The organism is Erwinia sp. INIA01, assembly GCF_025947915.1.
GTDB lineage: Bacteria > Pseudomonadota > Gammaproteobacteria > Enterobacterales > Enterobacteriaceae > Erwinia > Erwinia coffeiphila.
Genome location: NZ_JAPDNC010000006.1, coordinates 57,029 through 82,967, shown reverse-complemented (window position 1 = coordinate 82,967; position 25,939 = coordinate 57,029). Strand labels below are relative to the sequence as shown.

Annotated in this window: 27 protein-coding genes, 1 other RNA gene and 3 pseudogenes; 23 read left to right on the top strand and 8 right to left on the bottom strand. The window is 48.2% G+C overall.

The window, feature by feature from the left end; translation table 11 throughout:
* Positions 1-128 precede the first annotated feature (128 nt).
* Positions 129-512 carry an autonomous glycyl radical cofactor GrcA gene (gene grcA, locus OMR58_RS12395; RefSeq protein ID WP_200561566.1) on the bottom strand — a complete coding sequence of 128 codons (384 nt, stop codon included), beginning with the start codon at positions 510-512 and terminating at the stop codon, positions 129-131.
* Positions 513-788: 276 nt separating this feature from the next.
* On the opposite strand from grcA, the gene ung reads away from it, so the two are divergent.
* Positions 789-1,469, top strand: a complete 681-nt coding sequence (ung, locus tag OMR58_RS12390) for a uracil-DNA glycosylase (RefSeq protein ID WP_105593179.1) — start codon at positions 789-791, stop codon at positions 1,467-1,469.
* A 47-nt stretch (positions 1,470-1,516) separates the two neighbouring features.
* Here ung and grpE read toward each other — a convergent pair whose 3' ends face one another.
* The gene (gene grpE, locus OMR58_RS12385; protein WP_200561564.1) at positions 1,517-2,098 is read right to left on the bottom strand and encodes a nucleotide exchange factor GrpE; all 582 of its coding nucleotides are present in this window, start codon (positions 2,096-2,098) and stop codon (positions 1,517-1,519) included.
* 122 nt (positions 2,099-2,220) lie between these two features.
* On the opposite strand from grpE, the gene nadK reads away from it, so the two are divergent.
* The 3 genes from nadK (at position 2,221) to bamE (ending at position 5,381) form a co-directional block, all read left to right on the top strand.
* Complete coding sequence (gene nadK, locus OMR58_RS12380) at positions 2,221-3,099, top strand: NAD(+) kinase (RefSeq protein ID WP_105593177.1); 879 nt, start codon at positions 2,221-2,223, stop codon at positions 3,097-3,099.
* Positions 3,100-3,185: 86 nt separating this feature from the next.
* Complete coding sequence (recN, locus tag OMR58_RS12375; protein ID WP_264546097.1) at positions 3,186-4,847, top strand: DNA repair protein RecN; 1,662 nt, start codon at positions 3,186-3,188, stop codon at positions 4,845-4,847.
* Between the two features lie 186 nt (positions 4,848-5,033).
* The gene (gene bamE, locus OMR58_RS12370) at positions 5,034-5,381 is read left to right on the top strand and encodes an outer membrane protein assembly factor BamE (RefSeq protein WP_105593175.1); all 348 of its coding nucleotides are present in this window, start codon (positions 5,034-5,036) and stop codon (positions 5,379-5,381) included.
* 54 nt (positions 5,382-5,435) lie between these two features.
* Here bamE and OMR58_RS12365 read toward each other — a convergent pair whose 3' ends face one another.
* Together OMR58_RS12365 and OMR58_RS12360 are read right to left on the bottom strand one after the other, a co-directional pair.
* Positions 5,436-5,723, bottom strand: coding sequence for an RnfH family protein (locus OMR58_RS12365; RefSeq protein WP_264546096.1), 288 nt, complete (start codon positions 5,721-5,723; stop codon positions 5,436-5,438).
* The gene (locus tag OMR58_RS12360; RefSeq protein ID WP_105593173.1) at positions 5,716-6,150 is read right to left on the bottom strand and encodes a type II toxin-antitoxin system RatA family toxin; all 435 of its coding nucleotides are present in this window, start codon (positions 6,148-6,150) and stop codon (positions 5,716-5,718) included. The genes OMR58_RS12365 and OMR58_RS12360 overlap by 8 nt, the downstream gene beginning before the upstream one ends.
* Positions 6,151-6,310: 160 nt before the next feature.
* Between OMR58_RS12360 and smpB the strand changes: the two genes are divergently transcribed.
* The 3 genes from smpB to OMR58_RS12345 all read left to right on the top strand — a co-directional run bounded on the left by smpB (position 6,311) and on the right by OMR58_RS12345 (position 8,649).
* Entirely contained in the window at positions 6,311-6,793 is a 483-nt protein-coding gene (gene smpB, locus OMR58_RS12355) for an SsrA-binding protein SmpB (RefSeq protein ID WP_105593172.1), read from the top strand.
* Positions 6,794-6,840: 47 nt separating this feature from the next.
* Positions 6,841-7,205: a transfer-messenger RNA gene (gene ssrA, locus OMR58_RS12350) on the top strand.
* A gap of 202 nt (positions 7,206-7,407) precedes the next feature.
* Positions 7,408-8,649 carry an integrase gene (locus OMR58_RS12345; RefSeq protein ID WP_264546095.1) on the top strand — a complete coding sequence of 414 codons (1,242 nt, stop codon included), beginning with the start codon at positions 7,408-7,410 and terminating at the stop codon, positions 8,647-8,649.
* Positions 8,650-8,871: 222 nt separating this feature from the next.
* Here the strand turns inward: OMR58_RS12345 and OMR58_RS12340 are convergent, their stop codons facing one another.
* The gene (locus OMR58_RS12340; RefSeq protein WP_264546094.1) at positions 8,872-9,681 is read right to left on the bottom strand and encodes a hypothetical protein; all 810 of its coding nucleotides are present in this window, start codon (positions 9,679-9,681) and stop codon (positions 8,872-8,874) included.
* 125 nt (positions 9,682-9,806) lie between these two features.
* On the opposite strand from OMR58_RS12340, the gene OMR58_RS12335 reads away from it, so the two are divergent.
* The 3 genes from OMR58_RS12335 (at position 9,807) to OMR58_RS12325 (ending at position 12,486) form a co-directional block, all read left to right on the top strand.
* A complete protein-coding gene (locus OMR58_RS12335) occupies positions 9,807-10,019 on the top strand; it encodes an AlpA family transcriptional regulator (RefSeq protein WP_264546093.1) in 213 nt (70 codons plus the stop codon).
* A gap of 216 nt (positions 10,020-10,235) precedes the next feature.
* Positions 10,236-11,639 (top strand): YfjI family protein, encoded by a 1,404-nt coding sequence (locus tag OMR58_RS12330; RefSeq protein ID WP_264546092.1) that lies wholly within the window; start codon positions 10,236-10,238, stop codon positions 11,637-11,639.
* A gap of 223 nt (positions 11,640-11,862) precedes the next feature.
* Entirely contained in the window at positions 11,863-12,486 is a 624-nt protein-coding gene (locus OMR58_RS12325; RefSeq protein ID WP_264546091.1) for an inovirus Gp2 family protein, read from the top strand.
* Between the two features lie 95 nt (positions 12,487-12,581).
* Here the strand turns inward: OMR58_RS12325 and OMR58_RS12320 are convergent, their stop codons facing one another.
* The 3 genes from OMR58_RS12320 to OMR58_RS12310 all read right to left on the bottom strand — a co-directional run bounded on the left by OMR58_RS12320 (position 12,582) and on the right by OMR58_RS12310 (position 18,964).
* A complete protein-coding gene (locus OMR58_RS12320) occupies positions 12,582-14,126 on the bottom strand; it encodes a hypothetical protein (protein ID WP_264546090.1) in 1,545 nt (514 codons plus the stop codon).
* Between the two features lie 111 nt (positions 14,127-14,237).
* On the bottom strand, positions 14,238-16,811 hold the full coding sequence (locus OMR58_RS12315; RefSeq protein WP_264546089.1) for a DEAD/DEAH box helicase: 2,574 nt from the start codon (positions 16,809-16,811) through the stop codon (positions 14,238-14,240).
* Entirely contained in the window at positions 16,808-18,964 is a 2,157-nt protein-coding gene (locus tag OMR58_RS12310) for a site-specific DNA-methyltransferase (protein WP_264546088.1), read from the bottom strand. Before OMR58_RS12310 ends, OMR58_RS12315 begins: the two co-directional genes overlap by 4 nt.
* Positions 18,965-19,347: 383 nt before the next feature.
* Here OMR58_RS12310 and OMR58_RS12305 point away from each other — a divergent pair.
* The 13 genes and pseudogenes from OMR58_RS12305 to OMR58_RS12245 form a co-directional block, all read left to right on the top strand.
* A pseudogene (locus OMR58_RS12305) lies at positions 19,348-19,446 on the top strand (DUF932 domain-containing protein); the annotation flags it as partial.
* A gap of 208 nt (positions 19,447-19,654) precedes the next feature.
* Positions 19,655-20,362 carry a DeoR family transcriptional regulator gene (locus OMR58_RS12300; RefSeq protein WP_264546087.1) on the top strand — a complete coding sequence of 236 codons (708 nt, stop codon included), beginning with the start codon at positions 19,655-19,657 and terminating at the stop codon, positions 20,360-20,362.
* Between the two features lie 12 nt (positions 20,363-20,374).
* Positions 20,375-20,911: a DUF4339 domain-containing protein gene (locus OMR58_RS12295; protein ID WP_264546086.1), complete on the top strand. Its 537-nt coding sequence runs from the start codon at positions 20,375-20,377 to the stop codon at positions 20,909-20,911.
* A 39-nt stretch (positions 20,912-20,950) separates the two neighbouring features.
* The gene (locus tag OMR58_RS12290; protein ID WP_264546085.1) at positions 20,951-21,388 is read left to right on the top strand and encodes a hypothetical protein; all 438 of its coding nucleotides are present in this window, start codon (positions 20,951-20,953) and stop codon (positions 21,386-21,388) included.
* 66 nt (positions 21,389-21,454) lie between these two features.
* Positions 21,455-21,865, top strand: coding sequence for a hypothetical protein (locus OMR58_RS12285; RefSeq protein WP_264546084.1), 411 nt, complete (start codon positions 21,455-21,457; stop codon positions 21,863-21,865).
* A 77-nt stretch (positions 21,866-21,942) separates the two neighbouring features.
* Positions 21,943-22,178 (top strand): annotated as a pseudogene (locus tag OMR58_RS12280) (DUF905 domain-containing protein).
* Between the two features lie 85 nt (positions 22,179-22,263).
* Positions 22,264-22,722, top strand: coding sequence for an antirestriction protein (locus tag OMR58_RS12275; protein WP_264546083.1), 459 nt, complete (start codon positions 22,264-22,266; stop codon positions 22,720-22,722).
* Positions 22,723-22,730: 8 nt separating this feature from the next.
* Positions 22,731-23,213 (top strand): RadC family protein, encoded by a 483-nt coding sequence (gene radC, locus OMR58_RS12270; RefSeq protein ID WP_137228546.1) that lies wholly within the window; start codon positions 22,731-22,733, stop codon positions 23,211-23,213.
* Between the two features lie 13 nt (positions 23,214-23,226).
* Complete coding sequence (locus OMR58_RS12265; protein ID WP_264546180.1) at positions 23,227-23,448, top strand: DUF987 domain-containing protein; 222 nt, start codon at positions 23,227-23,229, stop codon at positions 23,446-23,448.
* Between the two features lie 22 nt (positions 23,449-23,470).
* On the top strand, positions 23,471-23,821 hold the full coding sequence (locus OMR58_RS12260) for a type IV toxin-antitoxin system YeeU family antitoxin (RefSeq protein ID WP_264546082.1): 351 nt from the start codon (positions 23,471-23,473) through the stop codon (positions 23,819-23,821).
* Between the two features lie 138 nt (positions 23,822-23,959).
* Complete coding sequence (locus OMR58_RS12255) at positions 23,960-24,325, top strand: hypothetical protein (RefSeq protein WP_264546081.1); 366 nt, start codon at positions 23,960-23,962, stop codon at positions 24,323-24,325.
* A 111-nt stretch (positions 24,326-24,436) separates the two neighbouring features.
* On the top strand, positions 24,437-24,766 hold the full coding sequence (locus OMR58_RS12250) for a toxin (RefSeq protein ID WP_264546080.1): 330 nt from the start codon (positions 24,437-24,439) through the stop codon (positions 24,764-24,766).
* Positions 24,767-25,161: 395 nt separating this feature from the next.
* A pseudogene (locus OMR58_RS12245) lies at positions 25,162-25,842 on the top strand (phage integrase central domain-containing protein); the annotation flags it as partial.
* Positions 25,843-25,939 lie beyond the last annotated feature (97 nt).

Genomic DNA, 25,939 nt, shown 5'->3' with positions numbered 1-25,939 from the left:
ACCCGTTTCCCGGCTAACGTCAACGCTTGCTGAAAGATAAAAAAAAACGCCAGCAATCAGTAAATTAAACCAAATGCTGGCGTGATGCGTTTATCAACAGCTCACCAATAAAATCCGATGATTATCGCTTATAAACTCTCAGTAAAGGTACGGGTAATCACATCACGCTGCTGTTCAGGCGTCAGAGAATTAAAACGCACGGCATAGCCTGATACACGGATAGTCAGCTGCGGATATTTTTCCGGATGCTTAACCGCTTCTTCCAGCGTTTCGCGGCTCAGTACGTTCACATTCAGATGCTGACCGCCTTCTACACGCACCTCGGGTTTAACTTCCAGCGGAATTTCGCGATATTCGATTTGCCCCAGATCGCTGACCGGCACAACCTGATCTTCACTGTAGCCAGATTTCGCACACACGCAGCGAGCTTCCGCTTTCTCGCTGTCCAGCAGCCAGAATGAATTCAGCAGTGCGCTATTTTTTGCTTGAGTAATTTGAATTCCGGTAATCATGATGTTGCCTCCCAGGCAGTGGGCGCAGATTGAAACTGCGCACGGTTGAATGGATAAACCAGTCTTCTGTATATCAGCCCCAAATGCTCCCCTCTTTGACCCAAATCAACTGATGGAAACCGCTGATTAGGGCTGTGAAAGTAACATTTTGTTTTATATCAATATTCCCTTGACTCGAATTTCTAATATTTTTGTAAATATTCAATTATTTTTTAAGTTTAACCCCTTATCAAACCACGCTAAGCTACGCGTTCTACAGACTTAAAGGAGTTGGCGATGGTCAATACCATGACCTGGCACGATGTGCTGGCTGAGGAAAAAGAGAAACCTTACTTCAGGGAAACGCTGGCTGCGGTGGCCGCAGAGCGTGCGGCCGGCAAAACGGTTTATCCGCCACAGAAAGACGTGTTTAACGCTTTTCGCCTGACGGAACTGGGGCAGGTAAAAGTGGTTATTCTGGGCCAGGACCCTTATCACGGCCCGAATCAGGCACATGGCCTGGCCTTTTCCGTCCTGCCTGGCGTGGCGGTACCGCCGTCACTGGTAAATATGTACAAAGAGCTGGTGACGGATATTCCCGGGTTTCAGCGGCCTAATCACGGCTTTCTGGAAAGCTGGGCGCATCAGGGCGTCATGCTGCTCAACACCGTTCTGACCGTTGAAGGTGGCAAAGCGCACTCGCACGCTAAATTTGGCTGGGAAACCTTTACTGATAACGTGATTGCTGCAATCAATCAGCATCGTGAAGGCGTGGTCTTTCTGCTGTGGGGTACCCATGCGCAGAAGAAAGGCAGCATTATTGACCGGAAGCGCCACCACGTTTTACAGGCTCCGCACCCTTCCCCGCTGTCGGCCCATCGTGGCTTCTTCGGTTCCGCGCACTTCTCTAAAACCAATCAGTGGCTGATTGAACGGAATGAAGCGCCGATAGACTGGACGCCGCATCTTCCTGAATAACAGCGATAAAAAAAGCACCTTGCGGTGCTTTTTTTATGATTTAACTATCAGGCTTTCGCTTTTGCCACCGCAACCATCGCCGGGCGTAACAGGCGACCGTTCAGGGTGTAGCCGCGCTGCATCACCATCATTACATGGTTTGGCGCAACGTCTTCGGATTCCATCATCGACATCGCCTGGTGCACATCCGGGTTGAACGGTACGTTGGTATCGCCCACCACTTCCACACCGAATTTACCCACCGCGTTCAGCAGCGATTTCATCGTCAGATCGATACCTTCGATCATCGCAGCCAGTTCCGGGTTGGTCTTATCAGCCACTTCCAGTGCACGCTCAAGGCTGTCGATTACCGGCAGCAGCTCGTTAGCGAATTTTTCCAGCGCAAACTTGTGCGCCTTCTCAACGTCCATTTCCGCACGACGGCGAATATTTTCAATCTCGGCCTGAGCGCGCAGCTGCGCATCGCGCACTCCGCCCAGAGATTCAGCCAGCTGGGCTTCAAGCTGCGCAATACGTTCATCGCGCGGGTCCACCCCATCTGCTGCTTCTGTAGCCTGGTTTTTCGCCTGCTCGATCTCAATTTCGTCTGAGACTTGCTCGTTTGGTGTGTTCTGTTCTTTACTACTCATGAATTTCTCCGCGTTTGTGCATATTCCATCGCTGGTTCGCTTATTATGGGGATCAGAATCGCGGTTTCAAGGGAACCAGTCACATTGTCGGGGGAGTTTACCTCGTAAGGAATGCCAGAATCATGAACAGCCACTTCAACTGCATCGGGATCGTCGGTCATCCCCGGCATCCTACCGCGCTCACCACCCATGAAATGCTGTACCGCTGGCTCACTGCGCGCGGCTATCAGGTGATCATTGAGCGCCAGATTGCCCGCGAGTTGAAACTGGAAGGGGTGGAAACCGGCACGCTGGCCGAAATCGGTCAGAAAGCGGACCTTGCGGTTGTGGTCGGCGGTGACGGCAATATGCTCGGTGCCGCACGTGTGCTGGCGCGTTATGATATTAAGGTTATCGGCATCAACCGCGGTAATCTCGGATTTTTGACCGATCTCGACCCGGATAACGCCCAGCAGCAGTTGGCGGACGTGCTGGAAGGTGAATACTTTGTTGAAAGCCGTTTTTTGCTGGAGGCACAGGTTTGCCGCCAGTCCGGCGCACCGCGCATCGGCACCGCCATCAATGAAGTGGTCCTGCACCCGGGCAAAGTCGCCCATATGATCGAGTTTGAAGTTTATATTGATGAGAGTTTCGCCTTTTCGCAGCGTTCCGACGGCCTGATCATCTCCACGCCGACCGGCTCCACCGCCTATTCTCTCTCAGCGGGTGGCCCAATCTTAACTCCATCGCTGGACGCGATTGCAATAGTGCCAATGTTCCCGCACACCCTGTCGGCGCGACCGCTGGTGATTAACAGCAGCAGCACGATCCGCCTGCGCTTTTCCTCCCTGCGCAGCGATCTGGAAATCAGCTGCGACAGCCAGATCGCCCTGCCGATCCAGGAAGGGGAAGATGTGCTGATCCGCCGTAGCGATTACCACCTGAATTTAATTCACCCAAAAAATTATAACTATTTCAATACGCTAAGCTCAAAACTTGGCTGGTCAAAAAAATTGTTCTAAATCTGTGCCTGGCTACTTTACTGGTCATAAAACCAGTATATACTGTATGAAAAACCATATGTGTGTTTTCATACAGGAAGGCAACTATGCTGGCACAACTGACCATCAGTAACTTTGCTATCGTTCGTGAACTGGAAATCGACTTTCAGCGCGGCATGACGGCAATCACCGGTGAAACCGGTGCGGGTAAGTCCATCGCTATTGACGCGCTGGGGCTTTGTCTGGGTGGTCGTGCCGAAGCGGATATGGTTCGCCAGGGCGCATCCCGTGCGGATATCTGCGCCCGCTTTTCGTTGAAGGATACGCCTTCAGCCCAGCGCTGGCTGAGCGATAACCAGCTGGATGACGGCAACGAGTGCCTGCTGCGCCGCGTCATCAGCAGCGATGGCCGCTCACGCGGATTCATCAATGGCACTTCGGTGCCGCTTTCCCAGCTGCGTGAACTGGGCCAGGCGCTGATTCAGATCCACGGCCAGCACGCGCATCAGCTGCTGCTCAAACCCGAACATCAGAAAACCCTGCTAGATGCCTACGCGGGCGAAACGCTGCTGCTGCAAAACATGGCGCAGCGCTATCGCCAGTGGCACCAGAGCTGCCGCAACCTCGCACACCATCAGCAGCAGGCACAGGAGCGGGAAGCGCACCGTGAACTGCTGCAGTACCAGCTGAAAGAGCTGAATGAATTCGCGCCGGTACAGGGCGAGTACGAGCAGATTGACGAAGAGTATAAGCGCCAGGCCAACAGCGGCCATCTGCTCTCCGTCAGCCAGCAGGCGCTGCTGATGCTGGCGGACGGCGAAGACCATAATCTGCAAAGCCAGCTGTATACCGTTCGTCAGCTGATGGGCGAGCTTACCGAGATGGATGACAAACTCAGCGGCGTGTTTGGCATGCTGGAAGAAGCCGCTATCCAGATTAGCGAAGCCAGCGATGAGCTGCGCCACTACTGCGATCGGCTGGATCTGGACCCAAACCGCCTTCAGGAGCTGGAACAGCGCCTTTCGCGGCAGATCGGCCTTGCCCGCAAGCATCATATCGCGCCGGAGGAGCTGGCGGCCTTCCATCAGCAGCTGCTGGCAGAACAGCAACTGCTGGACCAGCAGGAAAGCGACCAGGATGAACTGACGCAGGCGGTAGCCGAGCATCACGCAGCCGCATTGCACTGTGCCGAACAGCTGCATGAACGCCGCGCGCACTTTGCCGAAGAGCTGGGGCGCTTAATCACCGAAAGTATGCACGCGCTGTCAATGCCGCACGGCCGCTTCACTATCGATCTACAGTTCAACCCTGAGCACCTGACGGCGGAAGGCGGCGATCGCATTGATTTCCGCGTCAGCACCAACCCCGGCCAGCCGCTACAGCCACTGGCGAAAGTAGCCTCAGGCGGTGAGCTGTCGCGCATCGCGCTGGCTATTCAGGTGATTACCGCTCGTAAGATGGATACGCCGGCCCTGATCTTTGATGAGGTCGACGTGGGTATCAGCGGACCAACCGCAGCCGTGGTCGGTAAGATGCTGCGCCAGCTGGGTGAGTCGACCCAGGTGATGTGTGTGACTCACCTGCCGCAGGTTGCAGGCTGTGGCCATCAGCACTTCTTCGTCAGCAAAGAAACCGATGGCGAAATGACTGAAACCCATATGCAGTGCCTGGACAAACGCTCACGCCTGCAGGAACTGGCACGTTTACTGGGCGGAAGTGAGGTCACCCGCAACACGCTGGCGAACGCAAAAGAACTTTTAGCCGCCTGAGCATTGCACTTTTTTACCGGTTTGTGGTCATATCCTTGCTTCGCAGAGGTTTTAAACTGCGTAAAGGTTTATTATCATCGGCAACTTACGCTGGTATCGTAGTTGTACACTGATAGACCCAGATTGCCGGGGCGGCTGCTTCAGGTGGGTGGGGATATAAATAGCCACAAAGGAATAAACATACTTATGCGCTGTAAAACGCTGACTGCTGCTGCGGTGGTTCTTCTGATGATGACCGCTGGATGTTCCACTCTGGAGCGAGTGGTTTACCGGCCTGATATCAACCAGGGTAACTACCTGGTTGCCAACGATGTTGCCAAGATCCACACCGGTATGACGCAACAGCAGGTTGCTTACACTCTGGGTACGCCGATGATGCACGATCCATTCGGCAACAACGTCTGGTACTACGTATTCCGCCAGCAGCCTGGCCATGAGCCAATCAAGCAGCAAACCCTGACGCTGACCTTCGACAGCAACGGCACGCTGACCAACATTGATAATAAACCGGCTCTGACAAAATCTGAGGGTTGATCCACTCCGCCTTAACGGCTGTGGAATCGAGACAAAATAAGGCGCAACGGCGCCTTATTTTTTTGCCGCGCGCTCGGCGCGCTGTCGCCGCAGTTCTTTCGGATCGGCAATCAACGGGCGATAAATCTCAATACGATCGCCGCTCTGCACTTCATCATGCAGCTTAACCGGGCGGCTGTAGATGCCGACTTTATTTTCCTTCAGATCGATATCGCTGCGCAGGTCGAGCAGGCCGGAAGCCCGGATAGCCTCTTCAACCGTGCTGCCCTCGGGTACCTTAACGCTATAAAGATACTGTTTTTCCGGCAGTGCATAGACAACTTCAACCGCGATATCAGGCACTGTAGACCTCTTTCGCTCGCTGGGTAAAAGCCTGAACCATGCTGCTGGCCAGCTCTTTAAAGACGCGGCCAAATGCCAGTTCTACCAGCATATTAGTGAACTCGAAATCCAGGTTCAGCTCAACTTTGCAGGCTTCATCGCTCAACGCAATAAATCGCCAGCCGCCGCTCAGTTTGCGGAACGGACCATCAACCAGCTGCATATGGATGCTCTGGTTATCCGTCAGGGTATTGCGGGTAACAAAGGTTTTACTGATGCCCGCCTTGGAAACATCTACGGATGCGGTCATCTGATCGTTGCTGGCATCAAGTACACGGCTGCCGGTACAACCCGGCAGAAATTCCGGATAGCTGCTGACATCATTCACTAACCGGTACATTTGCTCAGCACTGTACGGCACCAGCGCCGAACGACTAATCTGGGACATAACAATTCCTGTCTAATCTTAGAACTTTTAAATAATACCATTGCCGGGATTCAAACAAAAATTCTCTCCTGGCTGGCATCTGCTAGAATACCCCTTTCCCCTTTCGGTCACGTTACAGGGGATGCCAAAAATCACGGCTTCATGTACACTAAGTGGCACTATGACAAAGAAAAAAGCACATAAACCCGGTTCCGCTACCATTGCCATGAACAAGCGTGCCCGCCACGAATACTTCATTGAAGAAGAGTTCGAAGCTGGGCTTTCGCTACAGGGATGGGAAGTTAAATCTCTCCGTGCCGGAAAGGCCAATATCAGCGACAGCTACATTCTGCTGCGCGACGGTGAAGCTTTTCTGTTCGGTTCAACATTCCAGCCGTTGAGCGTGGCCTCTTCGCATGTGGTTTGCGATCCAACCCGCAGCCGCAAGCTGCTGCTGAAGCAGCGCGAACTCGACACCATCTTTGGCAAAGCCAACCGCGACGGTTACACCATCGTGGCACTGTCGATGTATTGGAAAAACGCCTGGGCCAAGCTGAAGATCGGCGTTGCGAAAGGTAAGAAAGAGCACGACAAGCGCGATGACATCAAAGATCGCGAATGGAAATTAGACAAAGCGCGTATTATGAAGCACGCGAACCGCTAAGCCACTGGCATAGCGACAGGTTTTTCTGTTATACTGATTTTCTACTTGGGGCTGATTCTGGATTCGACGGGATTTGCGAAGCCCTAGGAGCATGCCGAGGGGCGGTTTGCCTCGTAAAAAGCCGCAAAAAAATAGTCGCAAACGACGAAAACTACGCTTTAGCAGCTTAATAACCTGCTAAGAGCCCTCTCTCCCTAGCTTCCGCTCTTAAGACGGGGATCAAAGAGAGGTCAAACCCAAAAGAGATCGCGTGGAAGCCCTGCCTGGGGTTGAAGCGTTAAAACTAATCAGGCTAGTTTGTTAGTAGCGTGTCCGTTCGCAGCTAACCGGCGAATGTAAAGACTGGACTAAGCATGTAGTGCCGACGGTGTAGTAATTTCGGACGCGGGTTCAACTCCCGCCAGCTCCACCAAAATTCTCCATCGGTGATTACCAGAGTCATCCGATGAAGTCCTAAGAGCCCGCACGGCGCAAGCCCTGCGGGCTTTTTTGTGTCCTCAATTTGTCCCGCGAAATCCGAAGAGAACTAATTAAATCCGAACCTTTTAGGCCCATTGATAGGCCCAACGAAAAGCTCTATTGTTTTCGTTGGGCCTAAACGCATGGAGACTCCCATGGCAAGAAAAACTAAGCCGTTAACCGATACGGAAATCAAAGCCGCCAAACCTAAAGATGCCGATTACCAGCTGTATGACGGCGACGGGCTTACTCTGCTAATCAAGGCCAGCGGTAGTAAGCTCTGGCAGTTCCGTTACTATCGTCCTCTGACCAAGCAGCGAACCAAACAGAGCTTCGGTGCCTATCCTGCCGTCTCACTTTCTGATGCGCGTAAACTCAGAGCTGAATCTCGAGTTTTACTGACGAAAGACATTGATCCGCAGGAACATCAGAAAGAACAGGTAAGAAATTCTCAAGAGGCCAAAACCAACACTTTCCTGTTAGTTGCCGAGCGTTGGTGGAATGTGAAGAAAGCCAGCGTAACAGAGGACTATGCCGACGATATCTGGCGCTCGCTTGAGAGAGATGTTTTCCCAGCAATCGGTGATATCAGTGTCACTGAGATTAAAGCTCATACTCTGGTTAAAGCAGTTCAGCCGGTTCAGACCAGAGGTGCATTAGAGACTGTTCGCCGTCTTTGTCAGCGTATTAACGAAGTCATGATTTATGCGCAGAACACGGGCCTGATTGATGCGGTTCCCAGCGTAAACATCGGGAAAGCATTCGAGAAACCGCAAAAGAAAAACATGCCGAGCATCCGCCCGGAGCAACTACCACAGCTAATGCAAACTATGCGTACGGCTAGCATCAGTATGTCAACGCGGTGCTTGTTCATGTGGCAGCTTCTCACCATTACCCGCCCTGCCGAAGCCGCTGAAGCTCGATGGGATGAGATCAATTTTGATGCTAGCGAATGGAAAATTCCTGCTGCTCGAATGAAGATGAACCGGGACCATACGGTTCCATTATCTAATGGAGCTCTCGCTATTCTGGAAATGATGAAGTCTCTCAGTGATGGCCGAGAATTTATCTTTCCCAGTCGCATCAAACCAACCCAGCCGATGAACAGCCAAACAGTGAATGCAGCACTCAAGCGTGCTGGATTGGGAGGCGTTCTCGTTTCTCACGGCTTGCGTTCTATCGCCAGCACTGCTCTCAATGAGCAGGGATTTCCGCCTGATGTTATTGAAGCAGCTTTGGCCCATGTTGACAAAAATGAGGTTCGTCGAGCTTATAATCGTAGCGATTACCTAGAGCAACGTCGTCCGATGATGCAGTGGTGGGCTGATTTTGTAAAAACGGCTGATAACGGGAGTATAGATGAGATTGGCTCCAAAAGATTAAAACTTGTTGGATAAAAAAACTTCAACTCGATGCAAAAATTCAAAGTAAGTAGCGTCATAATGACGCTACTTACTTTCTTCGCTAATACTTGATGAGATATTGTGCTAAAATAAAGTTCATTAAATAGTGAGGTTTTTCTATAGCTGCAACAGACTTATATTTCCCTAAAAAGGACATCAATACTAGGTAGCTGTATTTTATCCTAAAAAACCCGATACTCACATAAATTAACACTACTAGTTACCTTTCCTCTTCTTTCGAACAGTGGTATCAAATGCTAGTCGAATACTCTCAACTTTTGTTGCCCACCTATTTAAAATAGCATCAATTAATATGATTTTATCCGAATATGCTAATCGATATTTTTTACTCTGTTCTTTAACTAAAAAATCAGACTCTTCAACAAATGACCACAAAGGGTCAATAAGCTCATTAACTGCAGCCACTTTACTTTTCCAGCCTTCTTCAGGTGCATATTGATATATAAGCTCAACAAATTTTTCCTGAATAATTTTGTAAACCTCCGCTTTACTATCCCCGCCCTTTTTACCTGCCTTTACTCTCACCTTAGAAAGTTTATTTTTTTTATCCACATAGGCTTTAAACCAAACCATCCCAATACATTTATCAAATAAACTCGATGCTAATTTAAATGCTTCAGATGCAATGTGCTCATTATCCGATGCAATAGATTTCCCCCATTGATATACCAATGAGGCACAAATTAAATGAGAACTGAATATTTCATCAATTGATAGCCCTTTAATAATTGGGAAAAAAGTCTCCTGAAAGATGCAGTAATCTAAACTTTCCCAACATTTCTGAATAGGATCATACAACTCCTTATTCGACTGGTTCTGCTGTTCACTATTTACTGTGCTGGGGCTCCAGAACTTCTCCCGCATTCTGGTTAGTTCCTCTTGTATTGCTGGACAATTTTCATCCAGAACTTCAGCGTAAATAGACCATTCGCACATAGAGAGCTGCCCAGATACCTCTCTAACTTGTCTACTAATTTCGTCACAAACCTCAGCAAGTGAAAACATAAAACCCTTATAAAACAATAAATTATGCTTTGTAAAAAATGTTTTTTTGGTAGCGAAGTTTTTTGCCTAAGCATAAAGCGTTAGTCTTTACGCATCCAAGATTACCTAATTAGAGACAAATCTATATGAATAATCCTTCAGCAGTTAGAATACTCCGCTTACCGGCTGTTATCCATAAAACCGGTATCGCACGCGCTACAATCTACGATTGGTTGAACCCTAGATCTCCACGTTATGATGAAACCTTTCCGAAGAAAAGAATGCTTGGTGCAAAATCTGTTGGGTGGGTTGAATCAGAGATTGACGAATGGCTTTTACAACGCAATAAGATTTCCTGATAGAGAAGAGAAAATATCGAATCTCACTTATAAGTCTAGCCTTCAAAGAGCGCCTGCATTTTAAACAATTATAGCCAATAGGCATTCACACCAGAGTGATTAAAGGATCTAACATAATTTTCATAGAGGTAACGTCATATTGCTATTTCCGCTATTAATAGCGGAATAGCAATATAGGGGGAATCGTTTTAAACATTAACTGAATAAGAGGTATCTATGTTGTGTGGTCATCCTTTCCCTGTGCATGTATTCCCGCAGATCATCAGAAATGCGGTTTATGAAGTGGAGCAGCATACAAAGGCTCCCCAAGCTTTAATTTCTGCATCGGTATTAGGAGTTATTTCGCTTGCCTGCCAGAACCGGATTGATGTGTGCCGAATGAAAAATCTTTGCAGCCCTGTATCACTTTTCTTACTGACGCTGGCGGAATCAGGTGAACGTAAAAGCACTGTGGACAAACTACTAATGAAGCCATTATACCAACTGGAAGAAGAATGGTTTGAAGAATATACCCAAGATTTGATTATCTGGCGGAATGAGGAAATGGCTTTTAACGTTGAAAAAAAAGCCCTGATATCAAAACTGAAATCAGATATTCAACGTAATAAAGATCACATCACAACGAATGAACGACTGAAAGCGCTGTTGGCAGCATCCCCGAAAGCGCCGGTCAGGTTAAGGCAGATATTCAATGATGCCACACCAGCAGCGATAAAAGATTATCTCAGTGGGCGCTGCCGGTCCATCGGGCTTATGTCTGATGAAGCAGGCACCATTTTTAATGGTTACGCACTGAACGAGCTGCCTTTCATCAATAAAATGTGGGATGGCGCAACGTTTCCCGTGGAAAGAAAAAGCGAGCCAGATAAATTAATCAAAGATGCAAGAATGACGCTGGGACTGATGATTCAGCCTGATGTGTTTAGAAAAGGGTATCTGGAACGAAAAGGCGATGCCGCTAAAGGGATCGGATTCTTCGCCCGATGTTTGATATGTCAACCGGGTTCAACACAGGGCTACAGGCAAATTACCAGTCCTGTTGTCTCAACTGAGCATCTGCCTGTATTTCATCAACGACTGATAGACATTGTTAACGAGAGCATTGCCAGAAATGAGCGTCAGTGTCTGCGTTTCTCTCCAGAAGCAGAAAAACGCTGGCTCGAATTTTATAACAAAGTCGAGTCGGAAATGGGACTGGTTGGCTTCCTGTCAGATTTTAAGGATTATGCATCTAAAATGGCGGAGAATGTGGCGAGGATCGCCGCACTGCTGCATTACTTCAACGGCGATGAAGGAGATATATCCCTTACTGCTGTGGAAGCCGCAGTAGATATAATCGTCTGGTATGTGGATGAGTATATTAGAATTTTTTCTAAACCCCAGACGTTACTGCTGGTAAGTTCAGAAGCAGACGAACTTTACTCTTGGATAAAAGATTATTGTTACAAGTGTGTGGTGCCGTATATCAGGAAGACAACAATCCTGCAATATGGTCCTAACCGGTTCAGGAACCGGAGTAAAGTGAATGAACTGCTCAGTACACTTTATTCGAAAAACAAAATACGGGCAGAGAAAAGAGGGAAAACCATTTTCATACATCCTGTCGAGGGATTTATTTAATGAGTAGAACAAAGACAAAACGAAATATTCACTTTGTTAAAGAGTCATTATTGCAACTAATTGCAGAGTAACTTTTAATCGGTCATCTCAGGCTGTGGCTATTGTTTACATGAAATTAATTGTCGGATAGTTATTATATTGTCATTAACAATATCTGTACATCCCCACACTAACAGCCATATCAGTAATGCGATGACTGAAATCTATCAAGGAATAGATTATCATGAACCTCTACGATAGCGAATATGGAAGTCATATTAAATCATACAAAGAGAAAATTATCGAAGTTATTAATAAAGCCGTTAAAGAACACGGACGTTCACTGGCAATACGGGTGGATCTGCATGACCCGGTTGTTCTGGATAATGGTGATACCATTTCCTGTATTGCGCATACTGATTCAGGGTCTATATCAAGATTTACCAATTCACTGAAAGCCAAACTGGCAGCAGATGAACAGCGCAAGCGTAAAGAAGGTAAACGGGTACACCCGAATACGCTCCGCTATGCGTGGGTGCGGGAATTTACCCAGAATGGTAAGCGCCATTTTCACGTATTTCTGTTTCTGAACAAGGATGCTTACTACCACTTAGGGGATTTCAATCTGGATGAAGATACGCTAAGAACCATGATTACCTCGGCATGGTGTAGCGCATTAAACCTGACATCCGAAGAGGGGCAGCACTTGGTGCAGTACCCTGCTAATGGTAAATATACCCTGAACCGTGATGATGTTCTGAATGACATTTATCCCGGTGATTTACTAAACCGGATTGATTATCTCACCAAAGTGAAAAGTAAGATCTTCGATGACGGCTATAGGTCGTTTGGGTGTAGTAATAATTAACCAGAATTAATCAGAGCCCTTATCTCCCTGATAAGGGCTGGCTAGTATCAATAGGAACAATAAAAATAATGTTTATAGCACCGTCACCGGCTGCTTTATCCCTCGCTCAAAGTATCGACAACTTGCTCTAACCATAGTCGGTCATCTTGACACCTTGTGAGATCATCTACTGGAATTACTATTAGTAAATGGTTAAACTCATGGGAAATACGTAATTTGTTACGCAACCGCCGTTTCTGTTCTTCAACACTTCCATCTACACGCCTCGAAATAAGAATTAATTTCCGTCCTTTATTCTCAACCAGTTCGCGGAAAAGTCCATTAATATGGCTATCATCTTTATTAAATCCAAAACCTACAACAACAATAGCATCAGATTCAGCATAAGCATCAAAAAGACTAACGTATCGTCTTGACATAGTTACTGACGTTAAAGGCTTAAGACCGCTTTGCGTCAGCATGAATGGAACATGGATCTGACTTTGATCTACGTCATCTGGATTTTCACAAGTGATAACCGCATTTTTGTAAGGATTATAATAGTCATTTATACTTCCGTTCAGGTGAATAATTTGAGGTAACTCTATATTCATACCACGGAAAACTTCTGCCAGAAGGCTGTTATAATTAGCCGTGCCAATGGCTGAAATTGTTAGGTCACCATCGAATGTAGCTAAATCGTGGTAATAGCCATGATCGGGAAGTTCTTCGATAGATGGTGCCTGGGCACTAATATAATCACGTGCAATCTTGAGGAAAATAACCATCCGAGTAAACTTAGCCCATTCCGTGGATGGTGAAAAGAGATATCGAAAGTGGTCATCTATCAATTTCTGGTAGTCGAGTACTGTAGTGAACAGATTCTCTAATACTTTTTGGGTTATAGCACAGAAAATTGTTAGGGCTGTTGCATCTTCACCAATATTAAAATTTCTATTTTCTTCCAGTAATAGCTCCAAAGCTGTTGAACCAATGCGGTTAAACTCCAAACGGAACATACCAGTAATATCATCGAAGATAGGTAAATCATCCGGTGCAGCTTCAAATAATTCTTGGTTTAGGCGTTGTACAAGAGATTGACCATGTGCACCGACCAATAATTGTAAAAATGATATGACGTACCTTTTTAAATCATCATTGTTATCTGATTCTCGTACCACGTCCAACATAGCAGAGTAATATTCAGACTCGAATAATCTAACATCTCTGGCTAGCAACTCGTTAAGACGAATATCATGTGTATACAGACGCTCACCAATGACATGTCCTGTTAACTCTGAAAATAAATTTTCTAATATGGCCTTATCAATTCCTAGAGTTAATAGGGCATCATCACACTCTTGATCAAAACGATTTAGACGGCGAATTATTTCTTCACGTTTATATTCGATAGATGATTCAATAATACTGGAAAATTCGTTACGCCCAAAAGCATAAATGCTTTTATCAGCATACCCCTGAGGTAGCCAATCATTGGCGTAAGGTGAGCGTGAATCCACTAATCGCAGTTGTTGGCGGAGCTCAGTTTTATACTGACTTGGATCTTGTCTAAAAAGATCAATGGCAAATTTTCCTCCACTTGGTAAACCATACCCAATTTCTGCTCCTGCACCAAAAAAAAAGCCTAAGTTCATAGTCATTACCTACTTATTTAAGTTAACTAGTGGAACCGCTTATCAGTATATAAAAACATTCCTTATAACTCTGGCCTTTCTATTTATAAAAAGGCCATATTCTTAATTTTCTATAGGCTACAGATAGTCATCAGCAAGTCCGCTACTGAATAACGTCTCTGCATTTTCAGCGATAGCAACAGCATCCTGCACATCCTGTCGTTTCAAATCTAATACCCGTAATTTGCCTTTCACTTCGGCGACGGATTCGATTCGTCTGTAAGCATCAGGATGATGTTCGGCATATAACACCAGTCCTTTCAGTTTGGGCAAAGCATCAGCTAGATGCAGGCCATGTGGATCTACCAAGTCCACAACCATTTTGCCATCTTGATTGGCAAAAAATAGGAAGTCAGGACGAACAATTTTGTATTGTTCGGCTTCAACATAGGCGATTCCCAGTGATGACTGCCCTGTATACTGTGGGTTACGATACCAGAAAGCAAATCCTTCCAGTTTGCTTTCAGTCTCAAAAACCTTGGTTTCCCATTGGTTTAACTGAGCCGGATAGTTCCCGCTTGCGTCACACAACAAATGGTGTTTCCAGACCGGAAGGTCAGTTTCCTTCTCATCTTCACGCACCTTGGTCATTTCAAACTTGTTCTCCGGCCTGATCAGATCCATATCCTGCGGTTCGGTACTCATTTCGACGATTTGACGATAGGCCTCTTTACGCTCATCTTTCAAAGACTTGATTTGCGCTGTGTACTTGGTCAGCCACTCCTTCGCCAGTTTATCGGCCTCGCAATCGAAGTAATCCTGTACCTCCATCACCAGCCCCATGCCAGCAACGGTCACACGAGCTTCCATGATTGCTTCCAGATACTCCTCTGCATCCTTTTCTCGATCAGCGACTTTATCGGCCAGATATTCGACATAGGTTCGTGAAACATCCGGGGTAAAGATTCGGGCTGCGCGTCGGTAGGCGTCATCAATTACAGCTACGTCCGCCTCCTCCCAGAATTCATTGAAGGTCATTGCTTTATTCTTCAGGCTGGCAACCACCGCCTTGCCATCTACGACGAGCACTGCATTGCGCTTGTTTTTGATTTTCTCAGCATTTTCTGTCTGGAAGTTGTCCAAGACAGCGTGCAAAGCAGTATGGGCTTTCCTGACTGCCCGATTAAGAATGCCATCATCAACCAGTTCCTGTGCCAACGCGGTCAGACGTCTGGCTGGTCTGGCTCCTTTCTGTGGTCGGGTTTGCGAAGGTAATGCTTCAAATGCTTCCCATACGGCAGCTGACGCCTCCGGGTTGGGCTTCATTTCCACAGGGTTAACCAGAATGCGTCCGCTCGGAGGAGATGTATCATCGCCCTTAAACAAGGTATTAACGACATCTCGCACGGTATTGGTATTAAACTTGGGCAACAGGCATTCTACTGAGTTTAAGCGTTCATTACCCGGAATACGTCTTGCCAGTGGAGTACGCACCATACGCCCCAGTAATTGCGTAATATGTGTCTTATCGCTGGCAGCGCGGAAGGAAACCATCACTTCGGCACGCGGGCAATCCCAGCCAGTGCTGATGGCATCTTTAGCAATCAGTACACGCACCCAAGTTGATTCCTGTACCCGCTGCGGTTCAATATAAGGTACTTGGTGTTGGCCGAAACGTTGCGTAGTGTGTTCACCGAAGACATGAGCAACATTGTCAATGGACAATTCAGGATAACGGGAGAATAACGTATCCAGCCAGCGGCCGACCTCGTTCGGATCTGGCATATTGGGAACCTGGAATACCATCAGAGGCACTACTTCGCGAACGGTTTCCTGATGTCTTGCGTACTCTGCCCAAGCATCGGTCGCTTCCCTGAGTTTGTCGGCAGCACGGCGTACCCAAACGGTATCGAAGTCACCAGCTTCATCCGGTACACCCAGGATGATATCGTCCTTGATAAGTCCCGATTCCTGCACTTTAGCGGAGTCAACAACCACATTCGGAAGTTTGACATGATGACCAGCATTCACAATGGCTTTGTCGAAACGTTCAACTGTGGCGGAGATACCCCATACTACTGGAATACCCTTTACCCCAGCCGAACCATTGATGAGCCGTTGCACAATAGTACTTTTAGCTGCTTCGATGGAAGTCGTTGATGAACCCATCCCCCTGTGCGCTTCATCCAGTACCAAATAGAGTGTCAGATCTGGGTCTTCGATGGTGTTCTGGATAGTATCCCACAGCGTATAAGCCTGTGCATCAGGGGCTGCTTCGAAAAGTCCGCCTTTATCATCGAACCCGCGCACCAGCAGGCTTTTTTTGCCAAACTTCTGCGTGTTAAGGAAATAGATTTTTCCAGCCTGAAATTTGCGCCGACTGAAAGGATGTTCAACTACCACCATATCGTTGTAATTGATACGGTCACTGGCCTCCATCAAGCGAAAACGGGTTTGCTCGTTCAGTGCAGGATCGTCACTGAACCAGATCACTACCGCGCCGGGATCGGCATCGAAATTAAATTCGTCGTCACCATGAAATAATGCTTCAAACGTAGCGGCAGCCATTACGGTCTTACCCGCACCAGTCACAGCCGTTAAAGAGAAGGCGCTTTTGTCGCTCTCGTTGTGCCAATAACGGCGAGCCTTCCTGAGATTTGCCAGCGCATCATGCACTGCATCGCGCTGATAGTCCTTGAGGGTAAATTTCATTCTGTCCATTCCCCATTGGTGAAACTGAAATTGGTCAGGTACGACTCGTATAACCGAACTGGCTCAACGTCTTTTGGTAGACGTTTTGTTACAGACTGGAAGTGACGGTCATCATCAGTAACGATGAAAGCCACGCACACGTCACTGGAGGTATTGATGACTTCAATGAAAGGTGTTGCTTGGTCCACAGCTAGCAGTAGACCGTACGCATCTGTCACCTCCCATCCTTCAGAAGGTATTTTTTCAATACGTTTACCGCGCGCACCTGCGCGTAGCCATAACAACGGCGCAATGCGAACAAAGGCTAGGTTGTGGCTAACCGATTTCTCAGCTTCGTAGGTCAGAGTGAAAAACTCGGCATTTTCCTCAAAGCCTTCAGACATTGGGAACTCGTCTGTAAACCTATAATTGCCCTTAATAGGTTGTCCATTTGGCGTTTTGCCTGAGATAGCGGCTTGTACACGTGGTTTGGTTATATAATCGCAGATCCCCCACTTCTCCCAATCAGGATCTCCAGGTCTTAAGCCCTGTTCACGCAATTTTTTCTGTTCGTCGGCAGCCACTTCGTTGTTAGTGACGGAGATGCATTGGCGGCGACCACCATCCTGTTTGTTCAGGCGCATAACTGCATGAGCAGTTGTTCCTGACCCGCTGAAAAAATCTAATACAACAGCTTCCGGTTTATGTGCAACGACAAATCGCAAGGCATCTTCAACGGCATATAACGATTTTGGAAATGGAAATCGACGATTAGGAATCAATGCTGAAACCATATTCGTACCACCGGTTTCGGCATTATGAGACTTCATGTTCCATACTCGTTTAGGTGATGTCCCTGTATTCGCACCTACCGAAACGTGTCCAATCACTGAGCCATTGTCTGCCCTACCAGTAACAGTTATTTCTCCAGACTTGATCTTTGCGATCACGCCAGTTTGAAGGTATTTAACCGAACCAGTTTTTTTTGCTGGCTTCCAGTTGTCCACACGTACATAACCGTCTGCCCAATTTCGCCTCAACACATCCGGCGTCAATCCCCAAAGCATCTCGGTTCCATCTGGCTTCAATGGCCATAGTGCAACTGTACCTTCTGGGGTTGGAACCAAATTGCGGTCAACATCAAGAGTGATTGCGTCACCAATAGAATGTATATGTCCGTTAGTAACATTCACAAATATTGGATAGAACTGGTTGGGACGAGCGGCACGAATGCTAGTTGGCTCGCGTCGACGCAATAACAGCCACTCAATAGGCGCAAACTCTTGAGCTGCCCCGCGAGTGTCTTCATTGCTGCCACTAGGCAACATGTTGCTATTCCACCACTTAACTGTAGCTGCCCCAAAGAAAACGAAGTAAATATGCTCTTCGACACGCGAAAATCGTCCAGGTCTAACAGCACCTTTTGCACTAATGACGCTGGTGACCATTGAGACATTTCCCTCTGGGAAAATTTGCTCCAGCAGTAATCCCAGCCGTAGATATTCCTTCTCGTCAATGCTTACGATCAGCACTGAATCCGCCGGATTCAACAAGTCCTTAGCTACTAGCAAGCGACGTTCCATCATTGCCAGCCATTTGCTGTGTCGATAGATATCGTCACCTTCTACGTAATCGTTATTGTATTTCCAGTCTTTGGCCCCAGTGTTATAAGGCGGGTCAATATAGATTGCGTCCACCTTACCCCTATGTGTATAGGTCAATGCTTTCAACACATGGTAGTTCTCACCATTGATGACTGAATGGTAAGGTTTGTCACCACCACGTTCTACTTTTCCCGTACTGACCAGCCCCGGCCAGATTGTGTCACGAAATTCAGCGATAACCACAAGATCACTCATTGCTACTGTCTGAGTCTCGACATCAACCGCGCCCAGCGACTCCAGATCAGCGACCTTTTTCGTCTTGTGAATGGTTTTAACCTGCCATAACCGTTGATCACCTTTCTTGGTGGACCCACGCTCTGGCTGAACACGAACCTTGTCTCCCTTGCGAATAGGCCGCAATGGTAACTCAACAACTTCAGGGCTATGTCGTTCGAAATTTAGACCAAAGGGAAGTCGTGATGACAGGATCTTGATTTCTCGATCCAAGTCAGCGCCCAACTGTGGGTCTTTGGCCTTCGCTTTAGCTATTAAATCAGTCAGCCTAGACATATATTCCTTTTTTCTTATCAATTCTGAGCATTGTAGGTTCAAGCGTTCGGCTATCAGGGATAGCCTAGTACGTTGATTCACAGAAAGAATCAGAACGCTGAAAAATTGGCGGTAATATTAACACTAATCAACGACTTCATCGATCCTTAAACCGAGAGATGTAGGTTATTCCCAGCATGCCTTTAGCCCAGTTTCTACTATCTAAGTGGCACCAGATAATCCAAATATTTTCAGGCATATATCATTTCTCTGAACACAACCATCCATATGGCGAACCTGTAGGTTCGCCGTTGTTATTTTATTTTCTGTCTGGAAAAATCATGAGTAAACAAGAGGATATCAATACCATCAACAAGGCGATGGGCGCACTGCCTACACGACTGTCTGATACCCGCGCCATGCGTGGTATCGACGGAGATGTGAAGCTCAACCGGGCTCTCTGTGTGATGGCGGAAGCAATGCTGAGTGGGTTTCAGTCCTGAGCTTGTTATCAGCATGTTAGGAAAGGACACTCCCTGTCCGTTTTACCTCCATTGGATTGCGTGTTTTATCACCGCATTTCACGGTGTGCCGCGTCGGGACTGCCTCCGGTGGCAGATAAAAAATAGTTCATTCCATGTCCACACCCTGTCCGCCCCCCTCTTTAGAATCATTTCATATTCAGTCAGTTAATTATTTCGGAGATTTAAGATGACACAGGCAGAGCGCCGTCATGACCGGCTGGCTGTCAGGCTGTCACTGATAATCAGCCGCCTAGTTGCCGGTGAAACACTGAACATGGCGCGGCTGGCTGCAGAGTTTGGTGTGTCAGTCCGTACCCTGCGACGGGATTTTCGCGAACGGCTGATGTATCTGGACCTAGAGTATCGACGGGGGCAATGCCGCCTGCGCAGTACCGGTGGTGGCGTACAGGGCGAGCTGGATGCGCTGACCTTTGCTCACCGGGCAGGACTGGCCGATATTTTTCCGGGGCTGGACCGGCGTCTGGCGGGCATGCTGCTCACTACAGGAGGGATGCCGTGTCTGGTATGGCAGCCGCCACAGTCTGTGTCACCGGTCAGCACACTGGTATTTTACCGTCTCGTCAGTGCCATTACTGCCTGCCAGCGGGTACTGCTGCTGGTCGAGGGAGAGCGCTGTGATGGGCTGGCCCCGTACCGCCTGATATCAGTCGACGGCTGCTGGTACCTCACCGGTGAACTTAACGGGCATATCACTGTGCACCCTCTGGCAACCATCCATGCGGTGACAGTCCTGAACACCACTTTTACCCCGCGAAAACGTCTCAGCCAGTTAACCACACAGGCGGGCTTTATCCGGGCCCTTCCGCACTTCAACTGTATTCGAGAAGTCCTGTCTCCCGGGTCCTCTGACGAGGGGCCGAATTACCTCTGTTAACAAGGAAAAACAATGACCTGGCATTACGAGAAAAATGGTATCCGTCACGACAATGTGACCGAAGATGATATTACCGGCCTGATTATGCGCGGTGAACTGACTGCATCCACTTTGGTATGGCGACAGGGTATGACGGAGTGGCAGCCAATCTCCGCAACCCCGCTGGCTTCGGCGCTGCTCCACAGCACAACACCACCGGCATTGCCAGGAAACCGCATTCCGGGCGGAGTGGTATGGACGCTGGCATTTGCTCCCTTCATTGGTTATGCGCTTGAGCTGTGGACGGCTGGGCTGAACGGAATGTCTTTTGACGAGGCATATGAGGCTGTCTCGGGCGGGGAGTACTGGTTTATCACGCTGCTGCTCAATATCGCTCTGGGGTATCTCGATGAACGACGTCTGCGTAAGGCCGGAGTGGATACCACCACGTTCGGCAAACTGGCCTGGCTGGTGCCGTTCTATCTGTGGCGACGAGCGAAAGCCCTCGGGCAGAAACCAGGTTACTTCTGGGTATGGTTGGTGATGTTAATTCTGACTGTGATGGCCTGAACCATCACCTGCGGATTTCTCCTCTTGAGGAATAACATAATGAAAACAATGCTTAAGATAATGAGCATTACAGGCAGCCTGCTGCTCTGTGCAGGAGCTCAGGCTCAGCCTTATAACCGGACGCTCCCTGCAGCCGTCAGTGACAACAACGGGAAAATTTTCTGGTGTGATGCGCATCGCCAAATTACCGGGAAATGCGAAGCCATGTCTGTTGATCGTCTGGGCGGGATGGTCACAGTGCGTTCAGTACCTTTTAAAGGCTGCGAAGGCGGCCTGTGGGGCTGGATAACCATCATGCACAACGGTGTGTCGAAGGGATTCACTATTACTCCGGACAAGAAATTTGGGCTTACCGTAAAAGACCTGTGCCGTCCGGGCACGGTAGTGACCTTTAAGCCCAACCAGAAGAAGCCGGAATATGACGACCTGGTGGCGTTGTACAAGGGCAAAGAGCTGTTTCGCTACCGGCGTTTCTGATAACACCCGATATCAATTTCTCTCATTTTGCCCGACAGCGGGCTGGATTAATTCAGGAAGAAAACCATGCTGAAAATGATGACATCTGCTGTACCCGCCCTCATTCTGTCACTTACTGCATTCAGTGCCGGTGCCGCTCAACTTCCGGCAAGCCTGATGGATAAAGACAATCCCGGACAGGAGTACTGGTGCCAGGGAAACGACATCAACACATCCATGTGTTCACTGACCGGTGTCAGCGACGACCATAAATTTGCTCTGATTCAGGATTTGCCCGGTCCAGCCTGCGGAGATTTAAGTTTCGGGATTATTGACCTGGTATTTAACACAGGACTTAACATCCCTTATGACGGTGGTGACTGCAAGGGAGATGTAAAGGCTGGGTTTGTTCGTGGCACAAAAGATAATGCCCTGTATGTGAAGATTGTCCGGGGCAGCAAAACTTTGCGCCTATATAAGGTGCAGACGGGTTTCTGATAATCACCCCACACCTGCATACTCCCATAGCCCTTGGCGCATCTGCGTCAGGGGCTTTTGCTTTTAAGGTACACAGAATGTCTGAATCTCATATGCTGCCACCGGGACTTTTCACCCGACAGCAGGCTGAGGCTGTTACCCGCCGGTATCACAACCTCAGCATTGAAGATGACCAGAGTAGCCACTTCCGCTTGGTGGTTCGTGACTCTGAAGGTCGAAGGGCTGGCGGGCGTGGTGCTTTGAACCTGATGCCGGTGAAGGGCTTAACCGTTATATCCGCAAGTCAGGCATCCTCAGAGCATCCTCCTCCTGACCACACCCATTCATCATCCCTGCATGTTCTTTATTTCCCATACGCCAGCCATCGTCGCTGGCATTTTTATTGACGGAGAATATCCATGACGACACAAACTCAACGCGAATTGATATCCGCTAATGAATCTCAATTTGACCTTACTGCAATACCCGTACCTGACGAGCAGCGTCTCGATTTCTGGCTGCAGCACTTTGGCTCTATCCCGCAGTGGATAACGCTGGAACCCCGTATTTTCGCCTGGATGGACCGCTTCTGTGATGAGTACAGCGGTGGTGTCTGGTCTTTTTACACGCTCAGCAATGGCGGGGCGTTTATGGCCCCTGATACTGACAGTGACGATAAATGGCATCTGTTCAACAACGTGAACGGCAATGGTGCGGAAATAAGCGCGGAAGCTGCCGGGATAGCCGTCTGTCTCCTCGCGTACAACCACCACGCCTGCCGCACGGAGTGTGACGCCATGACTGAGCACTATTACAGCCTGCGGGATTACGCCCTGCAGCACCCTGAATCCCACGCCATTTTTCGCATTATTGATTAAGGATACTCATGATGGAACAGTCACTTATCCCACTGACTCCGGTCCTTCCACTAACCGCACAACGCACGGTAAAACGCGCTTTAACGCTGCTTGACCGACACCTGCGCGAAACAGGCGTGGCATTCACCTCCACTCAGGCTGCCCGTGACTGGCTGAAACTGAAAATGGCTGGACTAGAGCGCGAAGAGTTTATAGTGCTGTACCTGAACCAGCAGAACCAGCTGATTGCCCATGAAACACTATTCACCGGCACAATCAACAGTACCGAGATACATCCTCGCGAGGTGGTTAAGCGGGCCCTGTACTTCAATGCGGCGACGGTGATTATCGCCCACAACCATCCTTCCGGTGACCCCACACCCAGCCAAGCAGATAAAACCATCACGCTGCGCCTTATGCAGGCACTTGCCCTAGTGGACATCCACCTGTTGGACCATCTGATTGTCGGCGGGATCGAGATTGTCTCGTTTGCCGAACGCGGCTGGCTATAAGGAGAAAACAGTGATGAATATCATCAGCAAGCGTCAAGCGATGACAATCTACAGTCAGCATCCGCAGTCCCGCTTATTTCGTTTTTGCACAGGGAAATATAAGTGGTACGGCAGCATCTGCCACTACGCCGGGCGCGAGGTGCAGGATATTAGCGGGGTACTGGCGGTATACGCAGAACGACGTCAGGACTTTAACGGCCCGTATGTGGCCCTGCGTTGTGTCACGCTGAATTAACTCATATTTAAGGAGCACTACATTGTCGAATAAAACACCGACAGCAAGCAACCACACGAAAGCGCCTTGGTGGGGACTGAAACGCGATATCACCCCGTGCTTTGGCGCACGGCTGGTTCAGGAGGGCAACCGCCTGCATTACCAGGCTGACCGTGCCAGCATCGCCGGGACATTCAATGATGCAGAGTTATGCCGTCTGGACCAGGACTTTCCGGTACTGATGAAACAGATGGAACTAATGCTCACCAGCGGCGAACTTAATCCCCGCTACCAGCACAGCGTCACACTCTATGAAAAGGGGTTGACATGCGAGGCGGATACTCTTGGTTCGCATGGCTACGTCTACATCGTCATCTACCCCACGAAACGTTAAATCTTATTAATTCACGCGAGAGAAAAACTGAAAATCTTACCTGCAACAATCCGGCGGGTAGCGAAGCCATATCCACAGCCTGGGGTTGTCTGTCAAATGTGACTTATAAGCCAGCTGTTACAGCCCTGTGGACTGACGTTGAGCGGCACATTATTTAATGATGAAAACGTTATTTTAAAAACGAAGCTGGAACTTACCCAAATACAGAAGGAAATTATGATGAAAAATAACATTCGTTGCCCAGTATGTGATTCCCGCCGAGTTCGGGAACGCCATACAGGCAAGAAAGGTGGCGCTGTTGCTGGAGGTTTATCAGGGGCTTTAAGTGGTGCTGCCATTGGCTCAGCAATTCCTGTTGTTGGCACCCTTGCTGGTGCAGCTTTTGGTGCATTATTGGGCCGATTTATCGCTGGAGCAACCGCAGGTGCTGTGGCAGGGGCCACACTGGATGGCGTCATATTCGAACGCTATGAATGCGTGGATTGCAATCAGCTATTTGATTGATATTACTTTTATAGGATTGACTGCATTATCTTCCTGACAGAATAACAATTTTTATCCTCATCACTCATCCCTCAAAACATTAATCTCTATTCATGTACCTGAGAGTTCGTTATGAAAAGCTTACCTTTATTAAATAACCGAGGGGCTAAGCCTCGCCTGCCACCACTGACTATCTGGCAAATACTTTTGGCTCATGTGATGCAACAGCATTATGGACTGACATTAAACGACACGCCTTTTAGAGATGATCGGGTTATTCAGGAACATATTGATGCCGGTATCACTCTCACCGATGCGGTTAACTTCTTGGTTGAAAAATATCAACTGATACGAATCGACAGACAAGGATTGAGTGGTCATGAGACATCACTTTATCTGAGGACTGTGGATATTCTGCGAGCAAGGCGTGCTACCGGCTTGCTAAAAACTGACGTGAAATAAACGCTTAAATACAAGCAGACTAAAAGGAAAGCAAAATGCTAATCTCACAGACGAAGAGACTTCTACTGTAACCTCCCCTGCCCTGCAAAAAAACCTGACATTTTCTTTTAGGACCAACAATGGGACCAAAATTAAAATTGAACTGAAGATTACAAACTATTTAACAACAAGTTACACAACCAATTCAGACTCCGCCAGCCCACCAAATTCTTTAGCGGCGATACCAGAATTGTCCGCCGAAGTCCTGAAAGCCCGCAAGGTGAAAGCTTTGCGGGCTTTTTTGTGCCCTCAATTTGTCCCGCGAAATCTGATGCCAACTAATTAAATCTGAACCCTTTAGGCAGCTCGTAAAACTTTATCGTTTTTGAGGTGCCTAAAAATATGGAAACCCGGCAATTGCAAGACAAACCAAACCTCTATCCAAGGAAGCTGACTACGTTCTTGACGATGGCGATGGCCTTGAGCTACTCATCAAATCAAGCGGCAGCAAAATCTGGTAGTTTCGCTACATTCGCCCTGTCACCAAGAAATATGCGAAAAAGAGCATAGGCCCTAAAAAGAGCATAGGCCCTTACCCGTCAGTTAATCTTGCCGATGCTCGAAGCTATCGGGCAGAATCACGTTCTCTCCTTGCGAAACAAATCGATCCTCAGGGACATCAGCAAGAACAACTTCGCAGTTCGCTGGAAGCCAAAACCAATACTTTCCAACTCGTGGCTGAACGATGGTGGAATGTGAAGAAAGCCAGCGTGACAGAGGACTATGCCGACGATATCTGGCGCTCGCTTGAGAGAGATGTTTTTCCTGCGATTGGCGACGTCAGCGTTACAGATATTAAAGCTCATAACCTGGTTCAGGCCGTGCAACCAGTCCAGGCCAGAGAAGCACTGGAAACTGTTCGTCGCCTGTGCCAGCGCATTAATGAGATCATGATCTATGCCCAAAACAGGGGGCTGATTGATGCTGTTCCCAGCGTCAATATTGGCAAAGCATTGGAAAAGCCGCAGAAGAAAAACATGCCCAGTATTCGTCCCGATCAACTGCCACAGTTGATGCAGACGATGCGAACGGCCAACACGATTTACCCCTGAGTTTAACTTACAAAGATGTTTCAAATCATGACTTAAAACTAGGTTTTAATCCATAAGCCAACACAGTGCGTACCTTTCACGA